The sequence below is a fragment of the Mucilaginibacter sp. P1_D10 genome (genome assembly GCF_056406215.1).
This window is the reverse complement of sequence record NZ_JBFUAP010000014.1, coordinates 1-11,683: the sequence shown is the minus strand read 5'-3', so window position 1 is coordinate 11,683 and position 11,683 is coordinate 1. Positions and strand designations below refer to the sequence as shown.

Here is an 11,683-nt window from a genome sequence, read left to right as displayed (position 1 = left end):
TATCATCGCAGATTACTATGCTTACAAACTATTTTCAAGATTTGCTCATTTGCGTTTTCGCCGTCGTTTTAACCGCCCTCGTTGCTTTTGGTTACTATTGCAACCGCAAGTCTAAATCATTTGTCGGCACAGGGCGCATAGCCGAAATTGAGGCATGGCAGTTTAAATCTGTCATCAGCTGGATAGCTACGTTCGCCTTATCGCTTGTGGCAATGGTTAACTACATTTAATGTAAGCAGCCTACGTACACCTTGCCTTTAAAGACAAAAGCTTTACGCCAGGGCAATAACTTAAGCACTTTATCTGCGCTGGCTTTATCTTCATAAATACCGCTTACCAGTGCTATCATTTTAGGATCCGCGTCGGATGTGTACGTATTCAGATACTCCAGGCTTAAGGTTTGCGATGGTTGCCGCCTTGGATAGTAATCACCTGCAACAATATCGTCCTCGTCATCTTCCGGTACCATTATCAAATCTTTCTTTTTATTGTAGTACCGGCCCATCGTATCTATGGCAATGCCGGTAGTGTCGTGCAGCTTTAGCATCTTGTCCCTTAGCGCATAGTAGTTTTTACCGGTATCAGCAACCACGATGTAGTAATCTGCATATTGGTCTGCCTTGTCGAGGTTTTCCAGCGTGTCTATTTCCGGTTTATCGGGGCCCTTTGGGGCAACGTAGCTAGCCTGCACTATGGTTAGCGAATCTTTACCGTGCTTTTGCTGCGGTGCCGGCTTGTTTTTACACGATGCAAAACAGATGATGATGCAGGCTATAAAGGCAAGGCGTTTCATGTTAAAAGATTTTTTTAAAGATATTACAAACAACCGATGGCTGCAAACGGCCTCATGCTAAAGCCCAACCGCTTCCACATGCGGCTTATACGTACCGGTTTTTACTTTTGCCTTCAGTTCGTGCAGGATGTTGTACAGACCGAAGTTGGTACGGTTTACGTAGATGAAATGCTTTACACCGCGTGCCTGCTTAAACTCGGGCATCTTAGATACCTTTTCGCCAAAGCCGAACAACTCATCGAAAAAGACCTTCTCGCCGAAATCGAACTCATCAGTAATGTAAGGCTTAGCAAACAGCCCGATCATCTGGCGGAACATGGTATAATAAAATTCTATCTGCGCAGGGGTATCGTTGGGCAATATCATCTCCAGCTTGCGGAACGCAGCGATGGTATCTTCCTTGCTATCGAATAAATTGGTTGAGGTGAGCGAAAAGAAGGGGTAATAAAAATCATCGGGCATTACCTTAATGCAGCCAAAATCTATCACACCGAGTTTGCCGGCGGGGGTTATCATGAAATTGCCGGGGTGCGGGTCGGCGTGTACAGCGCGTAGTTCGTGCTGCTGAAAGTTGTAAAAATCCCACAGCGCCTGGCCAATCTGGTCGCGTAGTTGTTGCGATGGGTTGGTAGCCAGAAACTCGCGCAGGTGTTTGCCCTCCAGCCAATCCATGGTAATAATGCGCTTGCTGGATAACTCCGGGTAATATTTAGGGAACACTACGTTATCCAGGTTGGCGCAGGCTTCGGAAAACTCGATTGAGCGGCGCACTTCCAGCTCGTAATCGGTTTCCTCTAAAAGGCGTTCTTCTACCTCGCGCATGTAAACATCCAGTTCCTTTTCGCTCATGCCCAGCATGCGGAAGGCGAAGGGTTTGATAAGCTTAAGGTCCGATGAGATGGAATCGCCTACGCCGGGGTACTGTATCTTCACCGCCAGTTTTTTGCCCTTAAGTTCTGCCTGGTGCACCTGGCCAATAGAAGCCGCATTGGTAGAACGGATGTTGAATTTATCGTATATCTGGTCGGGGTTTTTGCCGAAGTATTTCTTGAACGTTTGCACGATAAGCGGCCCCGATAACGGCGGCGCGTTGTATTGCGATTGCGTGAATTTATCTACATAAGCCTGCGGCAAAAGGTTCTTATCCATGCTCAGCATCTGGGCAACCTTTAGGGCGCTGCCCTTTAGTTCGCTTAATGATTGGTAGATATCCGTAGCGTTATCCTCATTAAGTTCGGATTTATCCATCTCCGGGTTGAAGAGCTTTTTGGAGTAATGCTTGATGTAGTTGCCGCCTATCTTAAAACCCGTTTTTACAAATTTGGCGCTGCGTTCTACTTTGCTGGTGGGTATGCTGTTTTGTTCTTTCGAAGGAGTATCGCTCATGTTAGTTTTCAAATAATTCAGCCAGCGCAGGCAGGTTGATGTCCGAGTAGTTGTCAATGGCCAGGCTGGCTACCTGGTTTATCTTTTCGGCGGGGTGGCTGGTGGTAATGCCTACAACTTTCATGCCCGCGCTGTTGCCTGCCTGCAGCCCCGCAGCCGAATCTTCGAACACCACGCATCTTGCAGGGGGCGTATCCAATAGTTCCGCAGCCTTTAAGAATATCAGCGGACTAGGCTTTGGCTCCTGCACCATATCGCCGGTTATGATGGCATCGAAATATTGCCCGATGGGGACGGTATCGAAAATAAAATCAACGTCCGCCATGTCAGACGATGTGGCAACCGCCATTTTAACGCCGGCATCCTTCAGTTCTGCCAAAAAATCCTCCAATCCGCTAATGGCCTTTAGATGGGGGATGAACTCCCGCTGATAAAGCATTTGCTTTTGGTGTGATATGGAAGCTATAGTAGCCTCTTCTGCACCGGCAAAATACCGCCTAACGGTGTTGGCTATCGGGATGCCGCTTATCTCGTTTTTGTAGGTTTCGCGGCTTAGTTCGGGTAACCCGTGCTCTTTGAAAAGTAGCTGCCAGGCCAAAAAGTGAAAAGGCGTATTATCGATAAGGGTACCGTCCATATCGAATATGGCGGCGAAGGTGTTAGCTTCAGGAATAGCTAGGTTGTTCAGTTGGGTAGTACTCAATATTTTAATAAAATAGGGTTAATTCGCTGTTCTAAAACTGTAGCGATGGGTTTCAAATCCATCGCTACAGTTTTAAAAGCCCATCTTTTCTTTCAGGCCGCCGTTCTTGGCCAAAAACTTGCCGTATTCGAACAGGTTATCTATCGGCGAACGCTGGAACAAATCGAATGTTACGTTCAAGCCTTTTTCTATCGCCTCATCAGTTTTCTCGAAACCGGCGGAATCATCGTTTATCCAAAAATTCAGCACGAAGCCAAACTGTACCCAAAGCGCGTCTTTATAGCGTTTGCTGAAAAATTTGCGGTCGGATAGTTCCGAAGTTTCAATCCCCTCGGCTAAAATCCCTTCGGCGAAGCTTTCGAATAATTCTTTTGTAGGTTCCAATACTTTCGGCGTGCCAAAACCACGCTGCTTTTTGATGCTGTAAACGGCAAAGCTGCGGCTGCTCTTCAATAATTCGAAAAAGCTGTAGAAAAAGGACAAGCCCTTTTCGCGGGCAGAATATTGCGGCCATACTTCCTGTGCGCGTATCTCGGTAAGGGTTTTGCTCACCAGGTCGGCCCAAACGCTTTGCTCAACGGCATCAAACGAGCCGAAGTGCTTGTAAAATTCCTCTTCGGCCATTTTATTTTTCTTGGCGAAGATGTAAACCGATTTTGGTTGCGTGCCTTCGGTAAGCACAAAATCTATATACGCTTTCTGGATGCTTTGGGTAGTTGCCATAATACTTATTTAATGCATAAAGTTACCGTTTATTATACAAGCGAGTATCATGTTTGTGTTATAATTAACGGCGACAGCAACCGTTCCTGACATGAGCAGTCAATCAATTATTGCGTACATTAGAAGCCAGTAATTGGCCATCTACCAGCAATCGCCAACCATGTAAGGGGCCTATAAAGGATGAAAAAAGGTTTACAGAAATTTGCTTTTTTTGCATGTAATTATTTGTTAATCAGTCATTTGATATTTTTATTGGGTTTGCAGTTGAACTAATGCTTGTTTAAACAAATGTTAGCATCCTGTCATATATCGTATCAACTTTTCAGCCTCTGATAAATAATTAGCATCTTTGTAATCAATCTAAATAACTTTAGATTTTTCTCCCCGATGAGTGAAAGGACTATTCTGGTTTGGTTTAGGAACGATTTGCGTTTACACGATAATGAAATATTATCAGAAGCACTGCGCAAAGCCGATAACGTATTGCCCGTATATATCTTCGACCCCTACTACTTCAAAACCAGTTCATCAGGCGCTTTAAAAACAGGTAGTTTCAGGGCGCGTTTCCTGTTGCAGTCGGTTGCCAATCTGCGTCACAACCTACAACAATTCGGTGCAGAGCTTATCATCCGCATCGGCAACCCGGCCCAGGTGCTTACCCAACTGGCCGAGGAATATCACGTAAGCGAGGTGTATCATCACCGCGAAGTTGCGCCAGAGGAAACCGACGCTTCCGAACGCGTAGAAGCCGCCCTGTGGAAAATGAAGCTGAACCTGAAGCATTTCATCGGCCATACCATGTACCATAAGGAGGATTTGCCCTTCCCTATAAAAGATATCCCCGATAGTTTCGTGGCCTTTAAAAAGAAGGTAGAACGTGATAGCAGCGTGCGCCAATGCACGGTTTATCCTGAAATTATTACTACGCCTACCATTACCGATGCCGGCGAATTGCCAACCCTTGCCGATTTGGGCGTGCCCGACCCGATAGACGATGTGCGGGCAACCAACCACTTCCTGGGCGGCGAAACCGAGGCCCTGGCCCGGCTGGAGCAATATTTTACCAACCAGCAAAACTGCGGGCAAAAAACAGGCAAGAACGCCGGAGGGATATCTTCCTGCCTTTCGCCGTGGCTGGCTATGGGCTGCGTATCGCCAAGGCAGGTGTATTGGGAAGTGCTAAAGCACCGCAATAGCCTGCAAAACGGCGATGCCCTGATGCTGGAACTGTTATGGCGCGATTATTTTCGCTTCATGTTTAAAAAGCACGGGCAAAAATACTTCCGTGCCGAAGGCTTCAGCGGAGAGGCGCCCGAAGCTGCAACAAATCAGGACGAACTTTTTGAGCATTGGAAAGTCGGCGACACCGGCGTACCTTATATAGATGCGGCCATGCACGAGCTTAACGCCACCGGCTTCATCAGCAACTACAGCCGCCAGGCCGTAGCTACTTACCTTACCAAAGAGCTGCAGGTAGATTGGACCCGCGGCGCGCTTTACTTCGAAGAGAAACTATTAGATTACTCTCCCGCCAGCAACTGGGGCAACTGGGCCTTTGTGGCCGGCGTAGGCAACGATACCAGGAGCAACCGCTACTTCAATGCGGCAAAGCCGGCTAACCAGCTCGACAGCAAAAGCGATTTCATCAGCACCTGGTTACCTGTATCAGCGTAACAAAGCAATAAAAACCGGGTCTAATCGTATATATTTGTATATGAACTCCTTCGAACAATTCACCATCATTATCGGCCTCCTGGCTGTGCTATTTGAGGGGGTGGGGTATGTGCGGAGTTATTTGCACAAGTTGCTGCACTAGGCTCAGTGCATCGTCCACATCAGCTTATAAAACGTTTATCATCTACAAAGCTTCCGCACGATGCACATAGGGCCGACTGGGGTTTGTGTTCTGTAATACCTTGGTGCTTCATAGGATTTATTATAGCGTCGTTTCATGAAAAGAGAAGCAAATAAATAAGGCTTATTGATTAGGGCGTATCAATGATGTATTTGAAATAACCGAAAGGCAACAATAGCAAAAAATAAAAGCAGACCAAAATACGTCCAACCTTTACGTTTTGAAAACGCCCCGTTATCATCCAAATATTGTTGCTGCCGGGGTAGGAAGATGAATTTTAACTTATTCCAATCCCATAAAAGCAAATACACATTGGAGATGAGCATCAACGTCGTTATGAGCAGGATGTTAGGAGCATCGAACGAAATGGTGATGACGAAAATATTGAGCATAATAGGGAAAAATGCTGCTGCCCCTAACGTGCTAAAGGCCTGCGACATGAGCAGGAAGCCTGCAATCAATTGCCCCCAGCCAATAAAATGCCAGTAAATACCTGCCTGATACATCGCTTCGAAAAAGTGTGACAGCGAACTTAACGGCGTGTTATTGCCTGGTTTAGGCATAAACCTTATCCCTTCAATTTTAAAGATGCTTGCATATACGAAAGCTGACCCGAGCAGGTAGCGCAGGCCAATTGTAAAAAGTTGCAACAACAGGTTTTGTTTTAATCTCGAAACTAAATTATCCATGTTTGCAGGTAAGTGCTATACATTTTTTAATCCGTTTATACAGCCGGGAAATTTATTAATGTTAAATATAATAAACAGGGCTAAACTTTAGCAATATCTCAAGCATTGGTGCTAAATTAATTTTGTTTGGATGTGGCATAGAGTAGGGGGCGCGCTGCATATGAGCATCAGCACGGAAAGCCTGATACATACGGTCAATAAAACACCAAACCATTGTCTATTTCGTTTCCCATATCGTCTTCAATGTAGGTGTACCTCCCTATCATGGCAGTTTCGTCCCACAAAACTATTTCTACTTCCCAGGAATAAACCTCGGGGGTGTTTTCAGTAAAAACGGCTTTTACTTTAGTTCTTTTCAATTGGATCTCATCAATGGGTATAGAGATCTCATCCTGTAAAAATGTATTTTCCGGGTTATTAACGCATCGGTGATACGACTCAGTAGCTTTTTCGTAAAGCTCGCCCAACTCCCGGTTACTTACAATGATCATAATAAAAGCAGTTAATGTCCCATTATTTTAAAGAGCAGAATGTAACCATTATTCATTAGGTTTCATAGATCCGTATATCTTAATCCTTTCTAAGTACGAGTGGATTGCAACCGGGTTTTCTTTATAAACAGCGCCATATTGCATTTAAAGATAATTTACAACGTTAGCATGAAATAACCTCAAAAGTTATAACATATAATTTGGGGCTAATTGTACTATTATGCTTAATTTTGTTGCGTTTTACAAGAATGGTTTCTCATGGATAGCCTAAATTATATTGATAGCGGAAACGCAGCATATATCGACTCATTATACGAAGCATACAAACAAGAGCCGGAATCGGTAGATTACGGATGGCAAAAGTTTTTCGAAGGCTTCGATTTCGGTAAAGAATCGCAGCCTGCGAAGGCTGCGGCCCCTACGGCAGGCGTACTGCCCGAAAACTTGCTGAAAGAAATCAACGTGATGAACATGATTGATGGCTACCGCACGCGCGGCCACCTGTTCACCAAAACCAACCCCGTGCGCGAGCGCCGCCAGTATTTCCCGGGCAAAGAGCTGGAAACCTTTGGCCTGAGCGAGAAGGATTTGGATACCGTGTTCAACGCGGGCGTGGAAGTTAATCTCGGCCCCGCCAAACTGCGCGATATACGCCAGCTTTTAGAAGATACTTACTGCCGCGCCATAGGTGCCGAATACCGCTACATCCGCAATCCTATCAAAATAAAATGGTTCGAAGAGCGGATGGAGACCAAACGCAACACGCCAAAATTCAGTGTTGACGAGAAGAAGATGATGCTTTCGAAATTGAACGAGGCCGTTGTTTTCGAAAACTTTTTGGGCACCAAATTCCTCGGCCAGAAACGTTTCTCTTTAGAGGGTGCCGAAGCGCTGATACCTGCGCTTGATTCGGTTATTAAGCAAGGTTCGGAGCTGGGCATCCAGGAGTTCATCATCGGCATGGCGCACCGTGGCCGTTTAAATGTGCTCACCAACATTATGGAGAAGACCTACAAAGAGGTGTTCTCTGAGTTCGAAGGCAAAAACTACGATTCTGAATCTCCTTTCGGTGGCGACGTAAAGTACCACCTGGGTTTCTCTACCGATATCACCACCAAAACAGGCAAGAACGTTCACTTGAGCCTTTGCCCCAACCCATCGCACTTAGAGGCGGTAGACCCGGTTGTTGAAGGTATCACCCGCTCTAAAATAGATTTTAAATACAACGGCGACCATTCTAAAATAGCCCCGATACTGATCCACGGCGATGCTTCTGTAGCAGGCCAGGGTATCGTTTACGAGGTGTTGCAGATGGAGAAGCTTGATGGGTATCGCACCGGCGGAACCATCCACCTGGTAATAAACAACCAGATAGGTTTTACCACCAATTATAAAGATGCACGCTCGAGTACTTATTGTACCGACGTAGCTAAAACCGTATTATCACCGGTTTTCCACGTAAACGGCGACGATGTAGAAGCCTTGGCTTATGTAGTTAACCTGGCCATGGAATACAGGCAGGTGTTCAACGAGGATGTATTTATCGATATCCTTTGCTACCGCCGCTACGGCCATAACGAGGCAGATGAGCCGAAATTTACGCAGCCGGTATTATACAAAGCTATTGAGGCGCATCCAAATCCATTGCAGATATACAGTAAGAAGCTTATTACAGAGGGTTCGATAGACGAAGCCTTCGTGAAAACTTTAGAGAAAGATTTCCGTGCCGAATTGCAGGGAATGCTGGATGAATCGAAAGCGGAAGACAGGTTTACCGATACCATCGCCATGTTCGAGGGCGCCTGGAGCGGCTTGCACCTGGCCAACCATAAAGAACTGATATCGGCCATAGATACCGCCGTACCACAGGAAGATATCACAGCCATAGGTAATAAATTAACAACGCTGCCAACTGATAAGCAGTTCTTCAAGAAAATTGAGAAACTGTTCGATGACCGCAACGCCATGGTAAACAAAACCGGCGTGTTTGATTGGGCCATGGGCGAGTTACTTGCTTACGGAACCTTGTTAAAAGAAGGCATCCCTGTGAGGTTGAGCGGTGAAGACGTTAAACGCGGTACTTTCTCGCACAGGCACGCGGTATTAACGCTTGCCGATAGCGAAGACGAGTACACCCCACTTGAAACCATCAACCCCGAAACGAGGCTAAGCATTTTCAATTCCCTGTTATCAGAATATGGTGTTTTAGGTTTTGAATATGGTTACGCCATGGCAAACCCTAATGCATTAACCATTTGGGAAGCGCAATTCGGCGATTTCTTCAACGGAGCGCAAATCATAGTTGACCAGTACATTGCCAGTGCCGAAACTAAATGGCAGCGCGGCAACGGTTTGGTAATGCTGCTTCCGCATGGTTACGAAGGCCAGGGACCCGAGCACTCTTCGGCCCGTGTAGAACGCTTTTTAGAGCTTTGTGCCGATGATAATATACAGGTTGCCAATTGCACCACACCTGCAAACTTCTTCCATATATTAAGGAGGCAGATACACCGCGATTTCCGTAAGCCACTCATCATCTTTACGCCGAAGAGTTTATTGAGAAGCCCTAAGTGCGTGTCGCCAATAGCAGATTTTACCAGCGGCAAATTCCAGGAGCTGATTGATGACAGCTATGCTGATGTTAAAAAGGTAAAACGCGTGCTGCTTTGCACCGGCAAGGTGTATTACGACCTGCTGGAAAAACAACAGGTTGATAAACGCAAGGATGTAGCCATCGTACGCGTAGAGCAATTGTACCCAACGCCTATACAGCAGATAATCAAGATAAAAGCCAAATACGAAAAAGCAACCGAATTTATTTGGGTGCAGGAAGAGCCCGAGAACATGGGCGCATGGCCATACATCTGCCGCAAGTTCCATAACGATAAGCACTTTAACCTGCAGGTTATATCGCGCTTAGAGGGCAGCAGCACCGCTACTGGCTTTGCCAAGCAGCACGCCGCGCAACAGGCGCATATTGTTGCCAAAGCCTTTGATACCCCTATCGGCAAAACGGTAAAGGCTGCGATAAAGAAGACAACCGAAAAAATGGCAAACGCGGGAGCGGATTGAGGGGATAGTTAAATGTTGAAAGGTTGTAAGGTTGAAAAGTTCTAAGGCTTAACCGTCCAACTTTTCAACTTTCAAACCTTTCAACTCTCCCACCTTCAACAAAAAAGAAACCTACAAAACTATACCATGAGTTTAGAAATAAAAGTTCCGCCGGTAGGCGAATCCATAACCGAAGTAACATTATCTGCCTGGAAGAAAAAAGACGGCGACCATGTGGAAATGGACGAAGTAATAGCCGAGCTGGAATCAGACAAGGCAACCTTTGAGCTTACCGCAGAAAAAGCCGGGACTTTAAGCACCAAAGCCGCCGAAGGCGATGTATTGGCCATTGGTGCCGTGGTTGCTATCATAGAAGAGGGCGCCGGCGCTGCTGCACCTGCTGCCGATAAAGCACCTGCCGCACCTGTTGCAGCAAAAGAGGAGCCTGCAAAAGCAGTTAGTGCAGAAGCACCTGCCGCACCTGTTGCAGCAAAAGAGGAGCCTGCAAAAGCAGTTAGTGCAGAAGCACCTGCAAACGCACCTGCTCCTGCGCCAACTGAAGCTGCCTCATCATTAGAAATTAAAGTGCCTACTGTAGGGGAGTCTATTACAGAAGTAACCCTTTCGCGCTGGATGAAGAAGGATGGCGATGTAGTAGAAATGGACGAAGCCATTGCCGAACTGGAATCTGATAAAGCAACCTTCGAACTCACTGCCGAGAAAGCAGGCATACTGAAAACCATAGCCAAGGAAGGCGATACACTGGCTATTGGCGCTGTGGTTTGCGTTATTGAAGGTGGTAATGTTAGTGGTGGAAAAGCTGCCGTTGTAACCCCCGCCGTTGCCGATGCGGTTAACGAATCGCCGCAAACTGCCCCATCAAAAGGAACAACCTATGCATCGGGCACGCCATCGCCTGCTGCTGCAAAAATATTAGCCGAAAAAGGCGTTGATACCGCATCTGTAAACGGTACAGGCGTTGATGGCCGTATTACTAAAGGTGATGCATTATCGGCACAAAAACCTGCCGCTGCTGCACCCGCACCGGCTGCAAAACCTGCTGCTGCGCCCGCCGCTGCACCTTCAGGGCCGGTAGGTCCGCGTTCTGATCGTCGGGAAAAAATGTCCTCTCTGCGTAAAACTGTAGCGCGGCGTTTGGTTGCCGTGAAGAATGAGACTGCGATGTTAACCACTTTTAACGAAGTGGATATGGCCCCGATAATGGAGCTGCGTGGCAAGTACAAAGATAAATTCAAAGAGAAGCACGGCGTTGGCCTGGGCTTTATGTCGTTCTTTACCAAGGCCGTTACCGAGGCTTTGAAAGAGTGGCCTGCCGTTAACGCACGTATAGATGGCGAAGAGATCGTTTACAGCAACTTTGCTGATATCTCTATAGCTGTATCTGCGCCTAAAGGTTTGGTGGTGCCCGTTATACGCAATGCCGAGAGCCTTAGTCTTGCCGAAATAGAGAAAGCCATTGTTGTTTTAGCCGGCAAAGCCCGCGAAAGCAAGCTGACTATAGACGAGATGACCGGCGGTACCTTCACCATCACCAATGGTGGCGTGTTTGGTTCCATGATGTCTACCCCGATCATCAACTCGCCACAGAGTGCCATTTTGGGTATGCACAACATCATCGAGCGCCCTGTTGCCGTAAACGGTCAGGTGGTTATCCGCCCTATGATGTACCTTGCCTTATCTTACGACCACCGCATCATCGATGGTCGCGAGTCGGTAAGCTTCCTGGTGCGTGTAAAACAACTACTGGAGGACCCTACCAGGTTATTGTTGGGCGTGTAATACGTTTCGCTATAAATATTGAAGAGCCTGGTGGAAGCCGGGCTTTTTTTGTGTGCGCCCGGCACGGGCGCAAGCTATAGGGTGAGAGTCCCGAACGCGCCTTGATAGTGGGAAGCGTTAACCAAAAGCAAGGGTGTCGTGGGTGACTGCGAATCTGAAGGAAGGAAGCTGGCGGTAAATCTCTGGCCTGAC

10 protein-coding genes and 1 pseudogene are annotated in these 11,683 nt (G+C 46.9%); 5 read left to right on the top strand and 6 right to left on the bottom strand.

From position 1 onward, the window contains the following. The first annotated feature begins 17 nt into the window (after positions 1-17). The gene (locus AC1DYT_RS20545) at positions 18-230 is read left to right on the top strand and encodes a hypothetical protein (protein WP_477471392.1); all 213 of its coding nucleotides are present in this window, start codon (positions 18-20) and stop codon (positions 228-230) included. On the opposite strand, the gene AC1DYT_RS20540 is transcribed toward AC1DYT_RS20545, so the two are convergent. From AC1DYT_RS20540 to AC1DYT_RS20525, 4 genes are all read right to left on the bottom strand, one after another. Beyond that, entirely contained in the window at positions 227-793 is a 567-nt protein-coding gene (locus tag AC1DYT_RS20540; protein ID WP_477471391.1) for a hypothetical protein, read from the bottom strand. The genes AC1DYT_RS20545 and AC1DYT_RS20540 overlap by 4 nt on opposite strands. Before the next feature lie 57 nt (positions 794-850). Further along, a complete protein-coding gene (locus tag AC1DYT_RS20535) occupies positions 851-2,179 on the bottom strand; it encodes an ABC1 kinase family protein (protein ID WP_477471390.1) in 1,329 nt (442 codons plus the stop codon). A gap of 1 nt (position 2,180) precedes the next feature. Continuing rightward, on the bottom strand, positions 2,181-2,882 hold the full coding sequence (locus AC1DYT_RS20530) for an HAD family hydrolase (protein WP_477471389.1): 702 nt from the start codon (positions 2,880-2,882) through the stop codon (positions 2,181-2,183). 72 nt (positions 2,883-2,954) lie between these two features. After that, positions 2,955-3,605, bottom strand: coding sequence for a TetR family transcriptional regulator C-terminal domain-containing protein (locus AC1DYT_RS20525; RefSeq protein WP_477460179.1), 651 nt, complete (start codon positions 3,603-3,605; stop codon positions 2,955-2,957). 387 nt (positions 3,606-3,992) lie between these two features. Here AC1DYT_RS20525 and AC1DYT_RS20520 point away from each other — a divergent pair, with 387 nt between their 5' ends. Further along, positions 3,993-5,279 (top strand): DASH family cryptochrome, encoded by a 1,287-nt coding sequence (locus AC1DYT_RS20520; RefSeq protein WP_477471388.1) that lies wholly within the window; start codon positions 3,993-3,995, stop codon positions 5,277-5,279. Positions 5,280-5,600: 321 nt separating this feature from the next. On the opposite strand, the gene AC1DYT_RS20515 is transcribed toward AC1DYT_RS20520, so the two are convergent. Beyond that, a complete protein-coding gene (locus AC1DYT_RS20515) occupies positions 5,601-6,149 on the bottom strand; it encodes a DoxX family membrane protein (RefSeq protein ID WP_477471387.1) in 549 nt (182 codons plus the stop codon). A 194-nt stretch (positions 6,150-6,343) separates the two neighbouring features. Then, positions 6,344-6,640: a hypothetical protein gene (locus AC1DYT_RS20510; RefSeq protein ID WP_477471386.1), complete on the bottom strand. Its 297-nt coding sequence runs from the start codon at positions 6,638-6,640 to the stop codon at positions 6,344-6,346. Between the two features lie 258 nt (positions 6,641-6,898). On the opposite strand from AC1DYT_RS20510, the gene AC1DYT_RS20505 reads away from it, so the two are divergent. The 3 genes and pseudogenes from AC1DYT_RS20505 (at position 6,899) to odhB (ending at position 11,491) form a co-directional block, all read left to right on the top strand. Beyond that, the gene (locus AC1DYT_RS20505; protein WP_477471385.1) at positions 6,899-9,712 is read left to right on the top strand and encodes a 2-oxoglutarate dehydrogenase E1 component; all 2,814 of its coding nucleotides are present in this window, start codon (positions 6,899-6,901) and stop codon (positions 9,710-9,712) included. Positions 9,713-9,838: 126 nt separating this feature from the next. Then, positions 9,839-10,003 (top strand): annotated as a pseudogene (locus tag AC1DYT_RS20500) (biotin/lipoyl-containing protein); the annotation flags it as partial. A 267-nt stretch (positions 10,004-10,270) separates the two neighbouring features. Then, the gene (gene odhB, locus AC1DYT_RS20495) at positions 10,271-11,491 is read left to right on the top strand and encodes a 2-oxoglutarate dehydrogenase complex dihydrolipoyllysine-residue succinyltransferase (RefSeq protein WP_477471469.1); all 1,221 of its coding nucleotides are present in this window, start codon (positions 10,271-10,273) and stop codon (positions 11,489-11,491) included. Positions 11,492-11,683: the final 192 nt, after the last annotated feature.

Bases quoted from the DNA above. Each gene is read 5' to 3' on its own strand.
- AC1DYT_RS20545 (WP_477471392.1), top strand. From the start codon at position 18: ATGCTTACAAACTATTTTCAAGATTTGCTCATTTGCGTTTTCGCCGTC.
- AC1DYT_RS20510 (WP_477471386.1), bottom strand. From the start codon at position 6,640: ATGATCATTGTAAGTAACCGGGAGTTGGGCGAGCTTTACGAAAAAGCT.
- AC1DYT_RS20505 (WP_477471385.1), top strand. From the start codon at position 6,899: ATGGATAGCCTAAATTATATTGATAGCGGAAACGCAGCATATATCGAC.
- AC1DYT_RS20525 (WP_477460179.1), bottom strand. From the start codon at position 3,605: ATGGCAACTACCCAAAGCATCCAGAAAGCGTATATAGATTTTGTGCTT.
- AC1DYT_RS20515 (WP_477471387.1), bottom strand. From the start codon at position 6,149: ATGGATAATTTAGTTTCGAGATTAAAACAAAACCTGTTGTTGCAACTT.
- AC1DYT_RS20520 (WP_477471388.1), top strand. From the start codon at position 3,993: ATGAGTGAAAGGACTATTCTGGTTTGGTTTAGGAACGATTTGCGTTTA.
- AC1DYT_RS20540 (WP_477471391.1), bottom strand. From the start codon at position 793: ATGAAACGCCTTGCCTTTATAGCCTGCATCATCATCTGTTTTGCATCG.
- AC1DYT_RS20535 (WP_477471390.1), bottom strand. From the start codon at position 2,179: ATGAGCGATACTCCTTCGAAAGAACAAAACAGCATACCCACCAGCAAA.